General features: G+C 67.4%; 19 protein-coding genes and 1 tRNA gene. 9 read left to right on the top strand and 11 right to left on the bottom strand.

Translation table 11 applies throughout. From position 1 onward, the window contains the following. Nucleotides 1-930, bottom strand: coding sequence for a LysR family transcriptional regulator (locus BO996_RS09020; RefSeq protein WP_071954539.1), 930 nt, complete (start codon nt 928-930; stop codon nt 1-3). Between the two features lie 145 nt (nt 931-1,075). On the opposite strand from BO996_RS09020, the gene BO996_RS09025 reads away from it, so the two are divergent. After that, the gene (locus BO996_RS09025; RefSeq protein ID WP_071954540.1) at nt 1,076-2,464 is read left to right on the top strand and encodes a hypothetical protein; all 1,389 of its coding nucleotides are present in this window, start codon (nt 1,076-1,078) and stop codon (nt 2,462-2,464) included. Nucleotides 2,465-2,821: 357 nt separating this feature from the next. Here BO996_RS09025 and BO996_RS09030 read toward each other — a convergent pair whose 3' ends face one another. Together BO996_RS09030 and BO996_RS09035 are read right to left on the bottom strand one after the other, a co-directional pair. Continuing rightward, nucleotides 2,822-3,712: a LysR substrate-binding domain-containing protein gene (locus tag BO996_RS09030; RefSeq protein ID WP_016450106.1), complete on the bottom strand. Its 891-nt coding sequence runs from the start codon at nt 3,710-3,712 to the stop codon at nt 2,822-2,824. Between the two features lie 64 nt (nt 3,713-3,776). Further along, on the bottom strand, nt 3,777-4,175 hold the full coding sequence (locus BO996_RS09035) for a hypothetical protein (RefSeq protein WP_071954541.1): 399 nt from the start codon (nt 4,173-4,175) through the stop codon (nt 3,777-3,779). Between the two features lie 551 nt (nt 4,176-4,726). On the opposite strand from BO996_RS09035, the gene BO996_RS09040 reads away from it, so the two are divergent. Then, nucleotides 4,727-6,799, top strand: a complete 2,073-nt coding sequence (locus BO996_RS09040; protein WP_071954542.1) for a bifunctional 2',3'-cyclic-nucleotide 2'-phosphodiesterase/3'-nucleotidase — start codon at nt 4,727-4,729, stop codon at nt 6,797-6,799. 109 nt (nt 6,800-6,908) lie between these two features. Here BO996_RS09040 and BO996_RS09045 read toward each other — a convergent pair whose 3' ends face one another. Next, nucleotides 6,909-7,529 carry a PaaI family thioesterase gene (locus tag BO996_RS09045; RefSeq protein ID WP_071954543.1) on the bottom strand — a complete coding sequence of 207 codons (621 nt, stop codon included), beginning with the start codon at nt 7,527-7,529 and terminating at the stop codon, nt 6,909-6,911. Between the two features lie 105 nt (nt 7,530-7,634). Here BO996_RS09045 and BO996_RS09050 point away from each other — a divergent pair, with 105 nt between their 5' ends. Both BO996_RS09050 and BO996_RS09055 read left to right on the top strand, forming a co-directional pair. Further along, complete coding sequence (locus BO996_RS09050) at nt 7,635-8,108, top strand: MarR family winged helix-turn-helix transcriptional regulator (RefSeq protein WP_071954544.1); 474 nt, start codon at nt 7,635-7,637, stop codon at nt 8,106-8,108. Between the two features lie 35 nt (nt 8,109-8,143). Next, a complete protein-coding gene (locus BO996_RS09055; RefSeq protein ID WP_071954545.1) occupies nt 8,144-9,427 on the top strand; it encodes an MFS transporter in 1,284 nt (427 codons plus the stop codon). 30 nt (nt 9,428-9,457) lie between these two features. Here BO996_RS09055 and BO996_RS09060 read toward each other — a convergent pair whose 3' ends face one another. The 5 genes from BO996_RS09060 to radC all read right to left on the bottom strand — a co-directional run bounded on the left by BO996_RS09060 (nt 9,458) and on the right by radC (nt 15,097). Continuing rightward, nucleotides 9,458-10,117, bottom strand: a complete 660-nt coding sequence (locus tag BO996_RS09060) for a Smr/MutS family protein (RefSeq protein WP_013803859.1) — start codon at nt 10,115-10,117, stop codon at nt 9,458-9,460. A gap of 68 nt (nt 10,118-10,185) precedes the next feature. Beyond that, entirely contained in the window at nt 10,186-12,756 is a 2,571-nt protein-coding gene (locus BO996_RS09065) for a TonB-dependent siderophore receptor (protein WP_071954546.1), read from the bottom strand. Between the two features lie 97 nt (nt 12,757-12,853). Continuing rightward, the gene (locus BO996_RS09070; RefSeq protein ID WP_043824818.1) at nt 12,854-13,846 is read right to left on the bottom strand and encodes a FecR family protein; all 993 of its coding nucleotides are present in this window, start codon (nt 13,844-13,846) and stop codon (nt 12,854-12,856) included. Nucleotides 13,847-13,854: 8 nt separating this feature from the next. After that, complete coding sequence (locus tag BO996_RS09075; protein ID WP_063327994.1) at nt 13,855-14,367, bottom strand: sigma-70 family RNA polymerase sigma factor; 513 nt, start codon at nt 14,365-14,367, stop codon at nt 13,855-13,857. Between the two features lie 49 nt (nt 14,368-14,416). Then, the gene (radC, locus tag BO996_RS09080; protein ID WP_063327045.1) at nt 14,417-15,097 is read right to left on the bottom strand and encodes a RadC family protein; all 681 of its coding nucleotides are present in this window, start codon (nt 15,095-15,097) and stop codon (nt 14,417-14,419) included. 96 nt (nt 15,098-15,193) lie between these two features. Here radC and BO996_RS09085 point away from each other — a divergent pair, with 96 nt between their 5' ends. Then, nucleotides 15,194-15,664, top strand: a complete 471-nt coding sequence (locus tag BO996_RS09085) for an FKBP-type peptidyl-prolyl cis-trans isomerase (protein WP_012203830.1) — start codon at nt 15,194-15,196, stop codon at nt 15,662-15,664. Nucleotide 15,665: 1 nt separating this feature from the next. Continuing rightward, nucleotides 15,666-16,664, top strand: a complete 999-nt coding sequence (ispH, locus tag BO996_RS09090) for a 4-hydroxy-3-methylbut-2-enyl diphosphate reductase (protein ID WP_012203831.1) — start codon at nt 15,666-15,668, stop codon at nt 16,662-16,664. 76 nt (nt 16,665-16,740) lie between these two features. On the opposite strand, the gene BO996_RS09095 is transcribed toward ispH, so the two are convergent. Then, nucleotides 16,741-17,439: a CBS domain-containing protein gene (locus BO996_RS09095; protein ID WP_043824815.1), complete on the bottom strand. Its 699-nt coding sequence runs from the start codon at nt 17,437-17,439 to the stop codon at nt 16,741-16,743. Between the two features lie 137 nt (nt 17,440-17,576). Between BO996_RS09095 and serS the strand changes: the two genes are divergently transcribed. The 3 genes from serS (at nt 17,577) to BO996_RS09110 (ending at nt 19,612) form a co-directional block, all read left to right on the top strand. After that, nucleotides 17,577-18,893: a serine--tRNA ligase gene (gene serS / locus BO996_RS09100; protein ID WP_012203833.1), complete on the top strand. Its 1,317-nt coding sequence runs from the start codon at nt 17,577-17,579 to the stop codon at nt 18,891-18,893. 33 nt (nt 18,894-18,926) lie between these two features. Next, nucleotides 18,927-19,016 (top strand) — tRNA-Ser (locus BO996_RS09105). 74 nt (nt 19,017-19,090) lie between these two features. Beyond that, nucleotides 19,091-19,612: a hypothetical protein gene (locus tag BO996_RS09110; protein WP_232240485.1), complete on the top strand. Its 522-nt coding sequence runs from the start codon at nt 19,091-19,093 to the stop codon at nt 19,610-19,612. Between the two features lie 579 nt (nt 19,613-20,191). Here the strand turns inward: BO996_RS09110 and BO996_RS09115 are convergent. Beyond that, a protein-coding gene (locus BO996_RS09115) for an IS3 family transposase (protein ID WP_232240349.1) occupies nt 20,192-21,450 on the bottom strand; the annotation gives its coding sequence in 2 pieces (ribosomal slippage) (nt 20,192-21,120 and nt 21,120-21,450; 1,260 coding nt in all). Between the last annotated feature and the right edge of the window lie 136 nt (nt 21,451-21,586).

Here is a 21,586-nt window from a genome sequence, read left to right on the forward strand (position 1 = left end):
TCAGCCGCCCGGCGCTTGGTGGCGCTGCGCCAGCTCGCGCGCCAGGGCGATGAAGGTGGCCGCGGGTCCTGCGCCGCCGGTTTCCGTGCCGGCCTCGCGGTGCACCAGGGTGAGCGGGGCGCTCAGCCGCACGGCGGGCTCGAAGGCACGGTAGACCACGGCCTCGGGATGGGCGCCGCGCACCGAGGCCGGCACGATGGACAGGCCCACGCCCGCCGCCACCAGGTTCACATTGGTCATCATGCGTTCCACCTCGGCGGCCACCTCCACCTGTACCTTGTGCCGGGCGCACAGCGCCAGCAAATTGGCATACAGCCCCGGCGCGCCCGTGCGCCGCACAAGGATCAGGCGCTCGCCATCGAGCTGCCTGAGCGCCACGGGCCGCGATGCATCGCGCGCCAGCCTATGGTCCACGGGAATGGCCAGCAGCGCGGGCTCCTGCAGCAGCGTCTCGAACACCAGGCCTTTGGGCCGGGCCACCGGCACGCGCAGAAAGCCGCAGTGCATGCGCCCGGCCTGTACGGCCTCGGTGATTTCGGCGGCATTGTTCTCGCTCACATCCAGCGCAATGTCGGGATGGCGGCCACGGCACAGGCGCAGCACCTCGGGCGTGAAGGCATGGGCCGCCGCCGAGCTGGTGAAGCCCACATGGATGCGCCCGCGCTCGCCGCGCGCAAAGGCCTGCATGCGGTCGCGCATGGCGGTGAAGTCGGCCAGCAGCCGCGTGGCCTCGCCCTGCAGCTCCAGGCCCGCGTCGGTCAGGTCCACGCCCTTGGGGTGGCGCCGGAACAGGGCAATGCCCAGCTCCTCCTCCAGCGCGCGGATCTGCTGCGACAGCGGCGGCTGCTGCATGCCCAGCAGCTCGGCCGCGCGCGTGATGTGGCCGGTATCGGCCACGGCCAGGAAGTAACGGAGATGGCGCAGTTCCATATATGTGAAAAGTATCCAGCCGATATCCTAAAAATCTTTGAAATATTGGACAAGCCTCTACAGAATCCGATCCAGTCACCGATGCGACCGCTTGCCGCGGCGCGGCAGGTGACTTCCAACAAGAAGCCAAGACAGGAGACAAGACATGCAAGCATCCGCGTATTTCCCCCTGCGTCCCGCCAGCGCCTCGCTGCTGGCCGCGCTCGCCCTGGCCGGCTGCGGCGGCGGCTCGGCCGTGCTGCACGGGCCGGTCACCTCCATCGAGACCGCGCCCAAGAGCACGGCCTGCCCCGCCGAGATTCCTGCGGGCATCAGCTGCTGGGCCGGGCAGGACTCCAAGGGCGCCTACTACCTGATCGCCAAGCCCGCGCAGTGGAACGGCACCCTGGTGCTGCACGCCCACGGCGGCCCGGACCTGGCCGCACCCACCGCCGACCGTGCGGCCGAAGACCTGGTGCGCTGGTCCATCATGGTGCGCGCAGGCTACGCCTGGGCCGGCTCCACCTATCGCCAGGGCGGCGTGGAAGTGCGCGCCGCCGCCGAGGACACCGAGCGCCTGCGCGGCATCTTCCGCCAGCATGTGGCCAAGCCGCAGCGCACCATCCTGCACGGCCAGTCCTGGGGTGCGGGCGTGGCGGCCAAGGGCGCGGAAATGTTCAACGAGCAGACCGTGGGCGAGCGCCCCTATGACGGCGTGTTGCTGACCAGCGGCGTGCTGGGCGGCGGCACCCATGCCTATGACTTCCGCACCGACCTGCGCGTGGTCTACCAGTACCTGTGCGCCAACCACCCGCGCCCCAATGAGCCGCAGTACGCGCTCAACCTGGGCCTGCCCGCAGATGCCAAGATGCGCCAGGCCGACGTGGCCCTGCGCGTGAACGAATGCCTGGCGCTGGACAAGCCCGCCGCCCAGCGCACGGCCGCGCAGCAGGCGAAGATCGACACCATCACCAAGGTCATCAAGATCCCCGAAAGCGCCATCCAGTCGCACATGAACTGGGGCACCATGCACTTCCAGGACATCTCGGCCAAGCGCACGGGCGGCGCCAGCCCCTTCGGCAACGAGGGTGCGGTCTATGCCGGCTCGGCCGACGATGCCGCGCTCAATGCCGGCGTGCTGCGCTACCGCGCCGACCCTGCGGCCTACCGCAAGTTCGCCGATGACACCGACCCCTTGGGCAAGATTGGCGTGCCGGTCCTCTCGGCCAAGTGGATCAGCGACCCCACGGCCTTTGTGGAGCTGGATGCGCGGTTTCGTTCGGTGATGCAGCAGGGCGGCAGCGGGGACCGGCTGGTGCAGACCTTTACGCGGCAGGGGACGCACAGCTATATCAGCGATGCGACCTATCCCACTTTGATGACTGCGTTGATGCAGTGGGTGGAGGCGGGGGTGAAGCCGACTGCGGCGGGGATTGCTGCTGCTTGTGTGGGGAATGAGGCCAAGTTTGGGGTGGGGTGTAGTTTTGATGCGGCTTATGTGCCGGCTTCTTTGAGTACTCGGGTGCCTGAGAGGCAGCGGCCTTCTTTGCAGTGAGCGGGTTTTTGACCCTGCCGGGTGGTGTTTTTTCGAGGCCGGGTCTCGGCCCGGCGGCCGACCTACCTTTCTTTGATTCGTCACCGGTACGCCGGCCGAAGAAAGGTAGGCCAAAGAAAGACGACCCGAATGTCCGCGACCCCTTCGCTTCGCTGCGGGGCAACCTGCGTCGTGGCGGTTGCGGGGTTCGCCGTGAAACTCACTTCGCGCTGCGCGCTACGTTCAAACATCACGGCGAGTCAGATCACGAAGCAAGCCTGTCCTTCGGCAGGCTTGCAACCCCGCAACCGCCACGACGCAGGCGCTGACATACGGGGAGTTTGCTCGGGCCTTTGCTTCGCTCGGCCTGGGGTTTTTTTAGCGGGGCATGTTGGTTCTTGTGGCGGGGGCCAGTTGCGCCGCGAACTCGCGCGCGGCCGCACTGTAGCTGGCGCCTCGGCGCCACAGCAGGCCTGCCGTGCGGATGAGCTGGGGGGCGACCAGGTGGATGGCCACCATGTCCGTGGCCTGTTGGGCGGCGCGCTCGGGGACGATGGTGGCCATGTCGCCCCAGCGGCACAGCGCGATCAGCGATTCCACTGAGCCCATTTCCGCGCGCAGCAAGGGCGTGACGCCTGCGGTGCGCAGGCCGTCCTCGATCAGGCTGCGCGTGTAGAACGTGCGCGGCAGCAGGGCCAGGGGCACGCCGGCCAGCGACTTGACGGACAGCGTGCGGCGCCCGGCCAGCGGGTGCGATGGGTTGACCAGCAGCATCATGCGTTCGTCGAACAGCGGCAGCGCGTCCAGCTCGGCGCGCTGGGGCGGGTGAAAGCTCACGCCCAGGTCCAGGCTGCCGTCCAGCAATCCCTGCTCCACGGGCGGGGCCAGCAGCTCGATCACCACCACGTTGACCTTGGGATAGGCGCGCATGAAAGCCGCCACGGCCGGGGCGACCAGGGTGTTGAGGAAGGTGGGAATCACGCCGATGGTCAGCGTGCCGGTCTGCAGCTCGCTGAGGTCGGCCAGCGCCATGCGCCCGGCCTCCACCTCATGCAGCGCACGCTCCGCATAGTTGCGGAACACCACGCCCGCCTGCGACAGCTTCAGCCCCCGGCCAATGCGCTCGAACAGCGCCATGCCCAGCTCCTCTTCCAGCTGGCGCAGCCCATGCGAGAGCGTGGACTGTGTGACATAGAGGTTCCTGGCCGATGTCGTCAGGTGCTCGGTCTTGGCGATATCGACAAAGTAGCGCAGCTGGCGCAGTTCCATGGGTGAAGGCAAGGGGGTGTTCGGCGGGCCAGTTTCTCACAGAGATACGGGCACGCCGCACAGTTCACTCGCCGTCGTCCTGGTCCACGAACTCCACCAGCTCCGGCAGCATCTCCAGCTGCTGGATGGCATCCTTGAGCCGCAGGCCAAAGCGTGATTCCGGCCGCCCGAAGGAGCCCTGCGCCAGCCGCAGCGCCGCCGTCGCCTTGATCCACTCCACCTCGAAGGCATAGCGGTCCGCATGCTGCTGGACACTCATGCGCTTGATGTGCTCCAGCGCCAGCTCCACGGCGCAGTCCACATCGACTTCGCTGTCGTCCCTGTCGGGATCGTCGACCATCAGTTCGATCAACTGCTGCAGCGTGCTGTGCACCAGGCCCAGCGAGGCATGCATGGCCTGCCGCCAGGTGGGAAGAAAAGGTGGTTGGGGAGGGGCGGCCTGAGCGGCGATGAGAGGGTGCATAACTTGGTTCCTGTATGAAACAAAGGCCCCGCTCTAGGTGGGGGCTGCAACCTCTACGTGCTGGTGTTACGACACACCAAGCCTTTCGGCTCGCCGCAAGTTTAACGGCGCGTATCAAGAAACCAGGCCGAGCGCAGCGAAGGCCCGCAACAACTCCCGTATGTCAGCGCCTGCGTCGGGCCGCCTGCGGGGTTGCAGTCCTGCCGAAGGACAGGACTGCTTCGTCATCTGCCTCGCTGCGGTTGTCTGAGCGGAGTTCACGCAGTGAACGCAGCGAGTTCCGCAGCGAACCCCGCAGGTGGCCCGACGCAGGTTGCCCCGCAGCGCAGCGAAGGGGTCGCGGACATCCGGGTCGTCTTTCTTTTGCCTCCTTTTCTTTGACGAATCAAAGAAAAGGAGGTCGGCCGCCGGGCCGAAACCCGGCCTCGAAAAGAACCCTCCCGGCAGGGACAAAAAACAGCACCTGACCAAGACCAGAACAGCCCACCTGTCACACCCCTGTAAACCCCCACCACCACACTCACCCCCTTCACCACCCCCACAAAAACCACATGCCGCTGAGCAAACTCCCCACATTGCAATCCCTGCTCCTGTCCCGCCGCCTGGCGCTGAGCGTCCTGGCCAGCGCCGCGCTGGTGGCCGCCTGCGGTGGCAGCAACGACAGCACGACGCCCCCGGTGGCCAGCCAGCCCGCGACGGCCACGCTGGCCGTGCTGGAGACCACGGATCTGCACTTCAATGTGCGCAGCTATGACTATTTCAAGCTGGCCGAGGATGCCTCCTACGGCTTCGAGCGCACGGCCACGCTGGTGCGTGCGGCGCGCAAGGAGTTTGCCAATACGCTGCTGGTGGACAACGGCGACACCATCCAGGGCACGGCCCTGGCCGACTACGAGGCCGAGGTGGCCAAGATCCCCTGCACGCAGCAGCTGTCCATGTACAAGGCCATGGGCGCGCTGGGCTTCGATGCGGGCACGCTGGGCAACCATGAGTTCAACTACGGCCTGCCCTTCCTGAACCAGGTGCTGGGCGGCGGCCTGGATGTGGACGGCGTGGACAAGGCGCTCAAGTGCGCGGGCAATGGCTTTCCGATGGCGCTGTCCAATGTCTACAGCAGCAAGACCAAGCAGCCGCTGGTGCAGCCCTACGTGATTCTGGAGCGCAAGATCGCGGCCAAGGACAAGGATGGCAAGGCGGTGGAGCTGCCCATCAAGATCGGCGTGATCGGCTTCACCACGCCGGGCATCATGAACTGGGACAAGCGCTATCTGGAAGGCAAGCTCTACACCGAAGGCGCCGTGGAGTCCGCCCAGAAGTACCTGCCCGAGATGCGCGCCAAGGGCGCCGATGTGGTGGTGGCCATGCTGCACGGCGGCCTGGACGGCGCGGCCTACTCGCCGACGATGGAGAACCCCGGCCTGCACCTGAGCAAGGTGGCCGGCATCGACGCCATGGTCATGGGCCACCAGCACAGCGTGTTCCCCGATGCGGCGGCCACGCCGGCGTTCACGCAGGCGGGCGTGGACAACAAGGCGGGCACCATCAACGGCGTGCAGTCGGTGATGGCCAGTTCCTGGGGCAAGGCGCTGGGCGTGATCCAGCTGGCGCTGAAGTGGGACGGCAAGCAGTGGAGCGTGGACAAGAGCGCGGGCAAGAGCGAGCTGCGCAATATCCAGACCGGCAAGGACGCCGCAGGCAAGGCCACCTACGTGGCCGTGGACCCGACGGTGGCGCCGCTGATCGAGAGCCAGCACCAGGCCGCCATCCAGTACGTGAAGACGCCCATCGGCAGCACGGACTTCCGCATGAGCACGCTGTTCGCCGATGTGGGCGACCCGGGCGCCATCCAGATCGTCAACCAGGCGCAGCGCGACTATGTGGCCGACTATGTGAAGGCCAGCCTGCCGCAGTACGCGCAGCTGCCCGTGCTGTCGGTGAGCGCGCCGTTCAAGTCGGGCTTCCAGGGCGGCGCCGACTACACCGACGTGGCCGTGGGCCCGCTGGCCATCTACAACGCGGCCGACCTGTACCTGTACCCCAACACCGTGTATGCGGTGAAGGTGAATGGCGCCGACATCAAGGACTGGCTGGAGGCCGCTGCCAAGCGCTTCAACCAGATCGATCCGGCCAAGACGGGTGAGCAGCAGCTGATCAGCACCTTCCCGGGCTACAACTTCGACATGTTCACCACGGCCGATGTGCAGTACGAGATCGACGTGACCCAGCCCGTGGGCAGCCGCATCAGGAACCTGCAGTACCTGGGCAAGGCCATCGACCCGGCGCAGGAGTTCGTGATCGCCACGAACAACTACCGCGCCACCAGCGGCAAGAGCTTCATCGCCAAGCTCGACGGCTCCAGCGCCATCTGGGCCTCGCCGGACGCCAACCGCGACGTGGTGATCGGCTACGTGCGCAAGAAGGGCAGCATCACGCGTGCTGCCAATGGCGCGGCCAAGAGCTGGCGCTTCACCAAGGTGGCCACCTCGGCCAACGTGGTGTTCAGCTCCGGCGCCAACGCGCTGCCGGTGGCGCAGGCGGCGGGCCTGGCCAACATCTCGCTGGTGGCGGCCGATGACGGCTCGGGCAAGGGCACGTCCAAGTACCGCCTGGATCTGTCGAAGTAAGCCGGACCGGCAAGGAAAAAGCCCCGTGCCTGGCGCACGGGGCTTTTTGCATTGGTGGCGGCTTTCTGCGCGCTGAGCGTGTTGAGCGTGCTCGGCTTGTTCAGCGTGCTCACCGCGCAGGAGGCATCTCGAACACCAGGCAGGTGGTGGTGGCGTGGGCGTAGAGCGTGCCATCGGGGCCGACCAGGCGCGCCTCGGCCGTGGCCAGCTGGCGGCCGCAGTGCAGCACGCGGCCTTCGGCGCGCACGCGCGGCACGCGCGGGGTCAGGGCCTTGACCAGGTTCACGCCCAGCTCGGCCGTGGTGTAGCCCCGGCCCGGCGGCATGCAGGTGTGGACGGCGCAGCCCAGCGCCGAGTCCAGCAAGGTGGCGAACCAGCCGCCGTGCACCGTGCCCATGGGGTTGAGGTGGTTGGCGCCGGGGCGGCCCTGGAAGACGGCGCTGCCTTCGCCCACGGAAATCAGCATGAAGTCCAGCGTGCGTGCAATGGGCGCGTAGGGCAGCTCGCCGAGCAGCATGGCCTGCATCAGTTCCAGCCCGCTGCGGCCTGCGACCTGGTCCGGGCGCGATACGCCTGCGCCGGGGCCGGCGTCCAGCCGGAGGGTGACCGCCTGTTCCTCGTCCAGCCAGGCTTGCAGGGCAGGGGAGATGGCGCCGGTGGTGGCGCTGGAAGTGGCGCTGGAGGTGAGGCTGTGGGCGGCCTGCTCCGGGGAGTGGGTGCGGGTGTCCATGGAATGTCTCTCTTTCATTGGGAAAAGTGCGGGCGCCAGGCTGTCTGGGATGGCGGCGTGGATATTATTGTATCTACAACAGTTGTATATGCAATAATCTGCGCCATGCCAGTGAATCCAGACATCCTCGCCGTGCCCCAGGGCTGCACCAACCACCGCGTGCGCCAGCTCATGCGCAGCGTGGGCCAGGTGTATGACGCCCATCTGAACGAGACGGGGCTGCGCATCACGCAGTACTCGCTGCTCAGCCATGTGCTGGCCGCCGGTCCGGTGCGGCCCTCGGACCTGGCGCGGCGCATGCGCATGGACGCCTCGACGCTGACGCGCAACCTCAAGCCGCTGATCGACGCCGGCTGGGTGCGCATGGGCCAGGGCGAGGACCAGCGCAGCCGCCTGGTGCACATCACCGACGCGGGCCAGGCCAAGCGCGAAGAGGCCAAGCAAAGCTGGAAGACCGCACAGAACGAGCTCAACGCCCGCGTGGGCCTGGAGCGCGTGGCGGCCCTGCATGCGCTGATCGACGAATGCCTGGTGCTGCTCGATGGCGATGGCAACGCTGCAGACGGCCCGCAGGCGTAGGCCCTACCGAATTCCCAACCCCCGAAGAGACTCCCATGCTCTCCAACTCCACGGCGCGCTGGCTGCAGCGGCGCGGCATCCACTACGGCTGGCTGGTCGCGGCCATCACTTTCCTCACCATGCTGACCATGTCGGCGGCGCTGGGCCTGCCGGGCGCCATGCTGCAGCCGCTGTCGCGCGAGTTCGGCTGGAGTACGGAGCAGATATCGAGCAGCCTGGCGCTGCGCTTTGCGCTGTTCGGCCTGCTGGGGCCGTTTGCCGCCGTGATGATGGAGCGCTTCGGCCTGCGTGCCGTGATGTGCATGGGCCTGGCCCTGGTGGGCGGCGCCATGGCGATGGTGACGCAGGCCACGCAGCTGTGGCATCTGTTTTTGCTGTGGAGCCTGCTGCTGGGCATGGGCACGGGCCTGACGGCGCTGGTGCTGGGCGCCGTGGTGGCCAACCGCTGGTTTGCGGCGCGGCGGGGCCTGGTCATCGGCGTGCTCACGGCCAGTGCGGCCACGGGGCAGTTGGCCTTCCTGCCGCTGGCCGCCTGGATGATCGAGCACTGGGGCTGGCGCTCGGCCACGGTGCCGGTGTTCGTGGCCAGCGCCCTGATCGCGGTGCTGGCCCTGCTGTTCGTGCGGGATCGGCCTTCGGACCTGGGCCTGGCGCCCTTTGGCGGCGATACATCGGCCCCGCCGCCACCGGCCATGGCCATGAACTTCGGCACGCCCTTCAAGGTGCTGGCCGAGGCCGCGCGCAACCGCACCTTCTGGCTGCTGGCGGGCACCTTCTTCATCTGCGGCCTGTCCACCAACGGCCTGGTGCAGACGCACTTCATCTCGCTGTGCGGCGACAACGGCATGGGCGCGGTGCCCGCCGCGTCGGTGCTGGCCATGATGGGGGCCTTCGACTTCGTGGGCACCGTGCTGTCGGGCTGGCTGTCGGACCGCTACGACAACCGCAAGCTGCTGTTCTGGTACTACGGGCTGCGCGGCCTGTCGCTGTTCTGGCTGCCGCATTCGGAGTTCACCTTCTACGGCCTGGGCCTGTTCGCCATGTTCTACGGGCTGGACTGGATCGCCACGGTGCCGCCCACGGTCAAGCTCACGGCCCAGCATTTCGGGCCGCAGAAGGTGGGGCTGGTGTTCGGCTGGATCTTCGCGGCCCACCAGCTGGGCGCGGCCACCGCTGCCTGGGGCGCGGGCCTGACGCGCACGTTGCTGCTGACCTATACGCCCGCGCTGTATGCGGCCGGCCTGGCCTGCCTGGTGGCGGCGGTGATGGCGCTGGTGATAGGGCGGGCGCGCAAGGCGGCGGCGGTGGCCGCGGCCTGAACCCCATCACCGTTCACGCCATCCACGCCTTCAGTACAGCTGGCGCTTGCCCGGCTGCAGCAGGACGACCAGGGCGCCCGCGCCACCTTCGGCCGGGCGGGCCTGCACAAAGGCCAGCACTTCCTTTTTCTGCACCAGCCAGCGCAGCACGCGGCCCTTGAGCACGGGGGTCTTGCCCGGCGAGCCCAGGCCCTTGCCGTGCACCACGCGCACGCAGCGTATGCCGGTGCGGTGGGACAGGCGGATGAACTGGCCCAGCGCCTCGCGCGCCTCGTCCACGCGCAGACCGTGCAGGTCCAGCTGGCGCTGGATGCTCCACTGGCCGGCGCGCAGCTTGTGCGTCACGTCCAGGCCGATGCCGGGGCGCCGGAAGCTGAGCTGGTCGTCGGTGTCCAGCAGGGTGCTGACGTCGAACTCGTCGCTCATGGCCTCCTGCAGCACGCGCTGCTCGTCCAGCTCCAGCTGCAGGGGCAGCGGCTCGGGGGGCTCGGGGGCGTGGAGGTGGCGGGCGTGCGCGGACTTGAGCGCATGCACCGGGCCCACGGTGTTTTCGAACAGCTTTTGCTCGGCCAGGAGGCGGCGCGCCGCCTCGGCGCGCTGCTGCTGGAGCAGGGCCTCTTGGGCGGCGGCTTCGGCCAGTGCGCGGCGCACTGGCGCGAGGTCCTGCAGGCTGGTGGCTTTCAAAGTCATGGTGACGCCGGTTGTACCGCAATTTCGGCACCCCGGCGGCCATGGCGCCCTCTCAATGGCCGGCGAGCCTAGAAGCGATAGCGGGCGCTGACCTGGACGTTGCGCGGCGCGCCGTACATGCCCGAGTACCACCAGCCGGACATGGCCGCTATGTACTTGCGGTCGAACAGGTTGTTGACGTTCAGCGTCAGCGACAGCTGGTCGCTCACGTCATAGCGCGCCATGAGCCCGGCCACGGCGTAGGAGGCCTGACGCGCGCTGACCTGCTTGCCGACCTGCCAGGCTTCGCCGCTGTACTCGATGCCGCTGCTCCAGTTGACGCCACCGCCCAAGGTCAGCCTGCGCCATTCGCCGGGCATGCGGTAGGTGGTCCACAGGCGGGCCATCTGGCGCGGGAAGGTGGTGTTGATGCGCTGGCCCGTGGCGTCTTCGGAGGCGCTGAAGTTGTAGGAGGCGGCAATCGACCATTGGCGGTTGATGGCGCCGCTGACTTCCAGGTCCAGGCCCCGCGTCTTGGCGCCCTTGATGGCGCGCGAGGCGGTGGTGGTGGTGCCCGGGATGAACTGGCCGGGATCGGACTCGGCCAGGTTGTCCTGGCGGATGAGGTAGACGGCGGCGCTGGTGGCCAGGCGCCCGTCCAGGAATTCGCTCTTGATGCCGGCCTCGTAGGTGTTGCCTTCCTGCGGGTCCAGGAAGGAGCCGTTGCGGTCGCGCGAGGTCTGCGGGCTGTAGATGGTGGCAAAGCTGGCGTACAGCGTGTGCTGCGGGTTCAGCGTGTAGACCAGGCCTGCGTAGGGCGTGAAGACGCGGCGTTCGGACGAGGGCGAGGTCTGGTGGTATCCATCCGTGGTGTCGGTGCGGTAGTCGCTGTCGTAGTTGAACAGCTTGCCGCCCACGATGAGCTTGAGGTCGTCGGCCAGCGCAAAGCGGCCGGCGCCGTACAGGCTGGTCTGGCGGCGCGTGCTGTCGAAGACCACGAAGCGGTCGCCGAACACCGGGCTGCCGCTGCTGTCCCACTGGTAGATGTTGACGGGCTTGTTGCGCAGGCCCGTGATGTCGAAGCTGCCGTCGGTCAGGCTCTGGAAGTCGGTGTAGTCGAAGCCCAGCACCGCCTCGTGCTCGCGCCCGCCCAGGTTGAAGGGGCCGCGCAGGTTGATGTCCACGGATTTGTTGCGCAGCCGATAGTCGCGCCGCTCGGCGTTGAGCGACAGGCCATCGCCGGTCTCCCGGTCGAACAGGCTGTTGTTGACGGCCAGGTAGACCGCGTCTTCGCGCTGGTTGGAGCGCAGGTAGTTGGCCGAGAGCTTGAGCTGCCACCGGTTGGCCAGCGCCTGCTCCAGCGTGACGAAGGCGCTGGTGGAGTCGGTGTTGAAGCGGTTGTCGCGGCTGGCCGGGTTGAAGGAGACGGGGAAGTCGGTCTGCCGCCCATCACTGCTGAACAGCGGAAAGCCCAGGTAGGCCATGGAGCCGCGCGAGCGGCCGCGCTGGTGGTCCAGCCCGGCGGTGAGCTTGAGCGTGGAGGTGAGGTCGGCCTCGATCACGCCATAGAGCACGTCTTTTTTCTTGCTGTAGAAGTCGATGTGGCTGTCGCCCTCCTGGTGCACGGCGACCAGGCGGCCGCGCACGCTGCCCGAGGCGTTGAGCCGCGAGGACAGGTCCAGCACGCCGCGCCGGTTGCCCCAGGCGCCCACGCTGGCCTCGGCCGAGCCCTGGAACTGCGCCGTGGGCTTCTTGCGCACCATGTTGACGATGCCGGACGGATCGCCCGCGCCCGTGGTCAGGCCCGAGGCGCCGCGCAGCACCTCGATGCGGTCGTACAGCGCCATGTCGGCAATGCTTTGTGTGGGCAGGGCGTCCAGGCCCAGGAATTCGGTGTGCGTGCTGACGCCGTCGAGCTGGTAGTTGGTGATGGGGTAGCCGCGCGCATTGGCGTTGCTGCGCTCGGTGCCCAGCGCCGAGGTGGAGATGCCCGGCACGCGCGCCAGCACGTCGCTGATGCTGGTGAGGTTTTCGTCCTCCATGCGCTGCTGGGTCATCACGCTGACCGACTGCGGCGTGTCGCGCACGCTCAGCGCCAGGCCCGTGGCCACGCCGCTGGGGCCGCGCGCCGTGTAGCTGCCCGTGCCTTCGGTCGTGCCTGCCCGGTCGGCCTGGGCGACCACCTTGACCTCGGCCAGCGCATGGTCCTGGGCGCGGCCCGGCGCTGCCGTGGCCGGTGACGCCGCGGGCGCGGCGGCGGAGGCCAGCACCGTGAGCGTGCCCTGGGGCGTGCGTGCCAGCCGCAGCCCGCTGTCGCCCAGCGCCAGCTGGGCGGCCTGCTCCACGCTGTAGCTGCCCCGGATGGCGGGCGCGCGCTTGCCGGCCAGCAGGGCTGGATCGGCGCTGATGCTGCGCTGGGCCTGGCGGGCGATGCGCGCCAGCGAGTCGTCCAGCGCGCCGGCGGGCAGGTCCCATTCCAGCGTGGCGGCTGCCTGCGATTTGCTGGCCGCCGCCGGCTGTGCCCAGGCCTGCGGCGGTGCGGACAGCGACCAGGCCAGCGCGGCGGCCACGGGCAGCAGCAGCGAGGGCGGGCTCGGCCTGCGGTGTGCGGGCGTGCTGCCAGGCTGCGGGGTACGGAGAGGGCGGCGTGCGGAGGCCATGGAGTCGGAGGTCCTTGTCGTTGCGGTGGAAATGAAGGGCTTTCATTCCGTATGTGCGACAAGGGCGGCAAAACCCCTCACGCGGCGCAAAAAAGATTCAAGCGGACCGGTCTCGCACGTCGATCACCGTCAGCCAGTCCCCCCAGCGGCGCACGCTGACGGGATGGGTGTCCACCAGGTCCTGCAGCACCTGGTCGGGCCGGGCCAGCTGGAACACGCCGAAGATCCGCAGGCGCGCGGCCTCGGGACTGATGCGGATGATGCCGGCCTGGTAGGGCCGCAGCGCGTCGATCACCTCGCCCAGCGGCTGGTCGCGCACGTCGATGACGCCGTCGGCCCAGGCGGCCGGCGCCAGGTGGGCGGTGTCCTGCGTGCGGATGCCGTCGGCGTCGATCCAGGCGCTGCGGCCCTCCTGCAGCCGGTGCTGCCGGCCGTTGAGGCTGGTGAGCAGCACGCTGTGCTCCAGCACATGCACCAGGGTGCTGCCTTCTGCCTGGCGCACCATGAAGCGCGTGCCCAGCGCCTGGGCCGTGCCCTGGGCGCTTTGCACGACAAACGGGCGCAGGGGCTGGCCCGGCGCGCTGGCAGCCACCTGCGCCAGCAGCGCGCCTTCGCGCAGGCGCACCAGGCGGCGGGTGTCGCTGTAGGCAATGTCGGCGGCCGAGCGGGCGTCCAGTTCGATCTCGCTGCCGTCCGGCAGCCGGTGGTGGCTGCGCTGGCCGGTGCCCGTGCGCAGGTCGGCGGCCAGCGTGGTCAGCGGTGTTTGCCGGTGCACCAGCCAGGCCGTGGCGGTGCTGGCCAGCAGGGCGGCCAACCCACCGCGCAACAGGCCGCGCCTGCGCGCGGCCTTCGGGATGGGCGCCACCAGCGCCTGCAGGCCCAGGGCCGCCGTGCCCCCGCCCTGCCGGCGCAACTGCACAAGGGCGGGCTCCACCCCGGCGGACAGGCGTTGCTGCACCATGGCCCAGGCCTGGGCATGGCCGGGCGACTGGCGCAGCCAATGGGCGAAGGCGCGGCGGTCGTCATCGCTGGCGTGGCCCGAGTCCAGGCGCACCAGCCAGTCGATGGCCTGATCGGTGGCGGCATCCATGCAGGCGATCAACCGGGGAAGGGCTGCGGGGAGAGGTACAGGTGCACCAGGGCCTGCTTCATGTAGCGCTCCACCGTGGCAATGGACACGGCCATGGCTTCGGCGATCTCTGCGTGCTTGAGGCCGTCGAGCCGGCGCAGCAAGAAGGCCTGCCGCACCTTCGGGGGCAGGCCGTCCAGCCATTGGTCCAGGGCCTCGATGGCTTCGCGCACCAGGGCGTAGTCCTCGGGGGAGGGCGCCACTTCCTCGGGCAGCGTGGCCAGCGCATCGAGCCAGGCCTGCTCCAGTTCGCGCCTGCGCCAGAAGTTGTAGAGCACCCGCTGGGCCAGCGTGGTCAGGTAGGCGCGCGGCTCCTGGATGGCATGGGCCTGCCGGGACGCCACCACGCGCTCGAAGGTGTCGTGCGCCAGGTCCTCGGCCTGGTGGGAATTGCCCAGCTTGCGCCGCAGCCAGCCGTGCAGCCAGTCATGGTGGGCGACGTAGAGCGTGTGCACCGGGTCGGCGGTGGACGGGGAGGGCATGGTGCAGCGGTTTTGCAAATGAGAATTTTTCTCATTTTACAGAGTCTGCCTACATCAGCCCCTCGCTGGCCATGGACAGCGAGGCACCGGGCGCCACGATCACATGGTCCAGCACCTGGATGTCCACCAGGCCCAGGGCGGCCTGCAGGCTCTGCGTGACGGCCTTGTCGGCGGCGCTGGCCTGGACCTGTCCGCTGGGATGGTTGTGGGCCAGGATGACGGCGCCCGCATGGTGGTGCAGGGCGCGCAGCACCACCTCCCGGGGGTAGACGCTGGTGCGCGTGAGCGTGCCCCGGAACATTTCTTCCAGCGCGATCAGCCGGTGCTGGCCGTCCAGGAACAGCACGGCGAACACCTCATGCTGGCGCGCCGCCAGGTGCAGCTGCAGGTAGCGCGCCACGGCCTCGGGCGAGGCCAGGGCCGGGCGCTCGCGCAGTTGCTCGGCCATGGCGCGGCGCGCCAGTTCGAGCACGGCCAGGAGTTGTGCGCACTTGGAAGGCCCCAGCCCCTTGATGGCCTTCAGGTCGGCGTGCCCGGCCTGCAGCAGCCCGGACAGGCCGGCCCGGCCGGGCAGCTGCAGCAGTTCCTGGGCCAGCTGCAGCACGCCCTTGCCGGCCATGCCGGTGCGCAGCACGATGGCCAGCAGTTCGATATCGGAAAGCGCCGAGGGGCCGCGCGCCGCGAGCTTTTCGCGCGGCTGGGCCTGGGCGGGCAGGTCTTTGAGAGCCATGGTTCAGCCAGGTGGGGGCGCCGCAGGGACACCGTTGCACGGGGCGTGGGGGCATGGATGTTTTTCTACAATACGGGCCAGTTTATCGGGACTTCCATGACCTCTAGCGCTTCTTCCTCGGCCCTCCCCACGGTCCAGACCGGCTCGTTCCTCACGCTGCACTACCGCCTGTCCGGGCCTGCAGGCGATGTGATCAACACCTTCAATGACAAGCCCGCCACGCTGTCCCTGGGCGCGGGCGAGCTGTCGCCCGCCGTCGAGCAGCGCCTGCTGGGCCTGGCCGAAGGCACGCGCACCACGTTCGAGATGCCGGCCGGCGAAGCCTTTGGCGAGCGCAACGGCGACATGATGCAGTGGGTGGCGCGCAAGCTGATGAACGAGCTGGGCGACCCGCACGAGCAGTACGCGCCCGGCGACGTGGTGCAGTTCCCCACGCCCGACGGCCTGGGCAGCTACGCGGGCGCCGTGGTGCAGGTGCGCGAGGACGGCGCCGTGCTGTTCGACTTCAACCACCCGCTGGCGGGCCAGCCGGTGACGTTCGAAGTGCAGATCATCGGGGTGCTCTGAGGTGCTGGATTCGACCTCGCCCCAGGAAATCCTGCTGGCCGAGCCCCGGGGCTTCTGTGCCGGCGTGGATCGCGCCATCGAGATCGTGGAGCGTGCGCTGGCCAAGTTCGGCGCGCCCATCTACGTGCGCCACGAGATCGTGCACAACACCTTCGTGGTCAACGATCTCAAGGCCAAGGGAGCGATCTTCATCGAGGAGCTGGACGACGTGCCGCCCGGCTCCACCCTGGTGTTCAGCGCCCACGGCGTGAGCCGGGCGGTGCAGGAAGAGGCGCGGCGGCGCGGTTTCTCCATCTTCGACGCCACCTGTCCGCTGGTGACCAAGGTGCATGTGGAAGTGGCCAAGCTCGCCAAGGAAGGTTACGAGTTCCTGATGATCGGCCACAAGGGGCATCCCGAGGTCGAGGGCACCATGGGCCAGCTGTCCGAGGGCATCCACCTGGTCGAGGACGAGGCCGATGTGGCCCGTGTCACCCCCCGCCAGACCGAGAAGCTGGCCGTGGTCACGCAGACCACGCTGTCGGTGGACGATGCCGCCGGCATCACGGCGGCCATCCGCGCCCGTTTTCCGCAGGTGCGCGAGCCCAAGCAGCAGGACATCTGCTATGCCACGCAAAACCGCCAGGACGCCGTCAAGGTGCTGGCGCCGCAGGTGGATGTGCTCATCGTCGTGGGCAGCCCCACCAGCTCCAACAGCAACCGCCTGCGCGAGCTGGCCGCACGCCTGGGAACGCCCGCCTACATGGTGGACAACGCGGGCGAGCTGTGCGAGGAATGGTTTGCCAATGCCGGGCGCGTGGGCCTGACGGCCGGGGCCTCCGCCCCCGAGGTGCTGGTGGACGAGGTCATCCAGCGCCTGCGCCAGCTGGGCGCGCTGTCGGTGCGCAAGATGGATGGCATCGAGGAGACCGTGAAGTTCCCGCTGCCCAAGGGCCTGAAGATCGACGCGGCCACGGGGCTGGAGATCTCCGTGGGCAAGCAGCCCGAGACGGGCGGCTGAACCGCAGGCGCAGCGGACATTGGCCAAAAAGCAAACGGGCGCCTGGCGCCCGTTTTGCATGGTGGGGCCGAAAGCCTCAGCTCCACAGATCCAGCGGAGGATCGGAGGCCACGGCGCGCAGGATGTCGGTGCGGCTGATGAAGCCGGCCAGCAGGCCCTGCTCATCGGTCACGGGCAGGCCCGGCAGGCCGGTCTCCAGCAGCACGCCGGCCACGCGGCGCAGGTCGGTGGTGGTGGCCACCGTGGGAATGGGGGAGATCATGACCTCGTTCACGGGCCGGCGCGCCAGGGCAATGGCGTCCTTGATCGCACCGGGCTCGGGCAGCAGGTCCAGCGGCGCCATGTCGGCACGCAGCAGCAGCCCGACCACGCGGCCACCGGCATCCAGCACGGGCGCCTGGGCCACGCCGTGCTCGGCCAGCACGCGCCAGGCGTCGTTGACACCGGCCTCGGGCGATACCGTCACGGCCTCGTGGCTCATCACGTCGGCCACGGTCTGCAGGGGCTGGCGTGGCTGGCTGGGGCCTTTTTCCGTGGAAAGGTAGGCATCGACCGCTCCGCGCAGCCGCGGAGCGGGCTCCGGCGCGGCGGCAGGCTGGCCCGCGAGGTCGGCCAGGATGGCGGGGAACGAGGCGGTGGCGTCGCCCGCCATCACATCGGCCGAGCGCGTGCGCAGGGCCTGCGGGCGTTGTACGCGGCGCACGGGCGCCACCTGGCCCAGCCGCTCGGCGGGACCGCGAAACATCTGTCCGTTGGGACCGAAGACAAAAAACATGGGTGCTCCCGGGTGCGCAAACCGCTGTGGGCGGCATATCGGAAGTATCGGCGCTGGCGCGGGATTTCTGTAGCGGCAAGACCCCCAACGCCCAGGGGCGGGCGCTGCCATGGCGATACCGCCTAAAATTGCCGGCTATGCTCGATATCCTTCTTCTTCGCAAAGACCTTGACTCGGCCGTCGCACGGCTGGAGACCCGCAAAAAGCCCCAGGCCTTCCTGAATGTGGAGGCCTTCCAGTCCCTGGAAGCAGAGCGCAAGTCCCTGCAGACGCGGACCGAGGAGCTGCAGTCCAAGCGCAACCAGCTGTCCAAGCAGATCGGCATGCTGATGGGCAAGGGCGAGAAGGACGCTGCCGAGGCCGCCAAGGCCGAAGTCGGCAGCCTCAAGACCGAGCTGGACCAGTCGGCCACGCGCCTGGAGCAGATCCAGGGCGAGCTGCAGACCATGCTGCTGGCCGTGCCCAACCTGCCGCACGACAGCGTGCCCGTCGGTGCGGACGAAAGCGGCAATGTGGAGGCGCGCCGCTGGGGCACGCCCAAGACCTTTGATTTCGAGGTCAAGGACCATGTGGACGTGGGCCAGCCGCTGGGCCTGGATTTCGACATGGGCGTCAAGCTGTCGGGCTCGCGCTTCACCGTGATGAAGGGCCCCATCGCCCGCCTGCACCGCGCCCTGGCGCAGTTCATGATCGACCTGCAGACCGACTCGCATGGCTACACCGAGTGCTATGTGCCCTACGCCGTCAATGCCGACTCGCTCAAGGGCACGGGCCAGTTGCCCAAGTTCGAGGGCGACCTGTTCGCCGCCAAGAAGGGCGGCCAGGACGGCGAGCCCGTGCCCGACAACGCGGCGCTCTACCTGATTCCCACGGCCGAGGTGCCGCTGACCAACTTCGTGCGCGACGTGGTCGTGGCCGAGGACCAGCTGCCCATCAAGCTCACGGCCCACAGCCCCTGCTTCCGCTCCGAGGCCGGCAGCTACGGCCGCGACACGCGCGGCATGATCCGCCAGCACCAGTTCGACAAGGTCGAGATGGTGCAGATCGTGCATCCGGAAAAGAGCTACGAGGCGCTGGAAGAAATGACCGGCCACGCCGAGGCCGTGCTGCAGAAGCTGGGCCTGCCTTACCGCGTGATGAGCCTGTGCACGGGCGACATGGGCTTTGGCGCGGCCAAGACCTATGACCTGGAAGTCTGGCTGCCTGCGCAGAACACCTACCGCGAGATCAGCTCGGTCTCCAACTGCGAGGCCTTCCAGGCGCGCCGCCTGCAGGCACGCTTCAAGAATGCCCAGGGCAAGAACGAGCTGGTGCACACGCTCAACGGTTCCGGCCTGGCCGTGGGCCGCACGCTGGTGGCGGTGCTGGAGAACTACCAGAACGCCGACGGCTCGGTGACCATCCCCGAGGCGCTGCGCCCGTACATGGGTGGACAGACTTTGCTGAAGGCCTGAATTTTTAGGCTATAATTTCAGCTTCGACGCTGCGGAGAGGTGGCAGAGTGGTCGATTGTACCTGACTCGAAATCAGGCGTACGTGCGAACGTACCGAGGGTTCGAATCCCTCCCTCTCCGCCAATGTGTCAGCAAACAAGCGCCTTCCGAGGCGCTTTTTTGTTGTCCCATCAATCTACCCATCACTGGATGAAGCGATGGCCAGTCAAGCGAACCAACCCGATCCGCATGACGATCTTGGGCGAACGATGCCCATGGGGATGGTCCGCTACGGACATGAGTTCCTGGAGGCTGCCTTCGTTGTGTACGAACGTGCGGCCCAGCTAGATTCCCGCATGGTCATGCCCCCTGTCCCTGCCCTATATCTCTTGGGTCATGGCTTGGAACTCACCTTCAAGGCTTTTCTGCTGAGCAAGGGCGTCACGCTTGAGCACCTTCGCCGTAAGCTGGGCCATGACTTGGAGAAGGCTTTCACAGCCAGCAAGGAAAACGGGCTCGACTCATTGCTTCAATCGCACGCCCTGGACGAGTCTGTGCTGACTTTGCTCAATGTGATGTACAGCACGAAGGAGCTGGAGTACATCGTGACAGGAGCGAAGACTATCCCTCACTACCCACTGCTGCAGAACTTCGCTATCAAGCTGTTTGATGCGGTTGCTGCCTCGATCGGTTTCCGGGACCGTCTTGCCAAGTGGACCTTGAATGAGTCACCAGTTTGACGCCTTGCTGGGCATCGTCAGGTGCGATGGCTGGATGTTAAAGCTTTAACGAAAAATCAAGGAATCAAAGAATCGGAACGCCCCGAAAACCCGAATGGATGTTGGGTTTCGGGGCGTTTCTGTTTGATTAACAAAATTCAAACGGGGGGAATTTTTTGCGCGTGAGGAATAGGGCGGTCTAGGTCGGCAAAGGCTCCGGACTTTGGCCGCCCCCTACCCCTTGGCCGCCCTGCGGATGCCCCTGGGGCGCCCCAGGAAGATCGTGGCCCTGTTATCGCCTCCAGCAACTGCAGCGGCGCGCCTGCACGCCCGAGGCGTTCTCCTGGCAGTCAATGATTGCTTCGTGAGTCGTCTGCGCGAGGTGAGAGAGGTTGGGTGGCTATGAGTCCAAAGAAACCCTGACATCAGTTGTAAGCAAATGCTGATAAGTTTCGAGCTCCATTAGGAGGACTCAATGGCAATACTTTTGGTGACTTACGACTTGAAGAACCCAGGTCGAAATTACGAGCCGCTGCACAGCCTGCTGAAGCAATACAACTACTGCAAAGGTGATGTCGCCCCCGTATTCCCGACCCCACCCTATTCGCAATAAAGCAGCTGGTCAGCCCCTGCAGCCTGTTGCCGCCTGAACTCCCGAGGCGACCGCATTTTCAGCGAAGAATGCGGATGCACCTCGTTGAAGTGCTCGAAGGCCGCAGGCAGTTGCGCCAGTACCGTCTGCGCGTCATTCAGGTCCATGCGCGCCACATAGTCGCGCTTGAAGGTGTTGACGAAGCTCTCGGCCATGCCGTTGCTCTGCGGGCTGCAGACGGGAGTGTTGATGGGCTTCAGGCCCAGCGCGCGTGCCAGCGCCCTCGTTTCGGCGGCGATGTAGGCACCGCCGTTGTCACTGAGGAACTCCAACTCCTGGCCCTGCGGGACCGCTTCGACCGAGCCGAAGCGGCGCTCCACGGCCTCGATGAGCATCTCGCGTACCGGCTCACCTGGCAGCCCTTTGCCCTCCCACGCGCGCCAAGCCATCACCTCACGGTCGCAGCAATCCTTGGTGAAGGTGGCCGTCACAGTCTGACCTGAATCGCACTTGATTTCCAGACCATCGGAGCACCATCGAAGGTCGCTGCGCGAGACCGCAACACGGCCCTCATGCGAGCGTGCGGACTGGCGCCGGCGAGGCGCCTTGGGCAGCAGCAGAGCGGCTTGTGCCATGACGCGATAGACGCGTTTGGCATTGACCCTCGGGGCGCCCCGTGCCGCACGCTGGCGGTTCACCAAGGCACAGGCACGTCGGTAGCCATAGCTGGGCAAGTCGGCAATTTGCTGGCGCAGTTCGGCGAGCAGCCCGGCATCGTCGCTGGGTGTGCGATGGCTGCGGCCATCGGTCCAGTCTTCACCGCGCCCAAGCAGGTCGCGCACATGCGAGCGCGCCAGCCCCATCGTCCGGCAAACCGTCTTCACTGGTCGTCCCCGGGCAACAAGGGCGAGCGCGCAATCCACTTTTTTTCTGCGGCGTACTCCACGGCTTCCTTGAGGATTTCGTTCTCCAAGGTTTTCTTGCCGAGCACGCGCTGCAGCTTGGCGATTTCCGCGCGAGCAGCCGCCAGTTCGGATGCGGGCACGACTGCCTCGCCAGCGGAGACGGCGGTCAAAGCACCTTGCCGTTCGAGCTTGCGCCACTGGAACAGCAGTCCAGCCGAAACGCCTTCCTGCCGAGCGACCAATGACACGCTCATGCCTGGTTCGTAGGTTCGGCGCACCAGCGCCGCCTTCTCTGCGAGAGACCAGCGCCTGCGGCGCTGGTCCTTCACGACTACCTCTACTGACTCCGTATGCCTAGTCATATGCACAGTCCTGTTCCTATCTTCAAAGATAAGCGATAGGACGGGGCCGGGGAATCAGGGGGCTATCTCAAAGGCATGGAGTCTGTTTGGTTGCTTGACACAACCCAGACAGCAAGCCAAGTGAGAGATTTGATAA

It is taken from the genome of Delftia sp. HK171, from assembly GCF_001886655.1.
GTDB lineage: Bacteria > Pseudomonadota > Gammaproteobacteria > Burkholderiales > Burkholderiaceae_C > Comamonas > Comamonas acidovorans.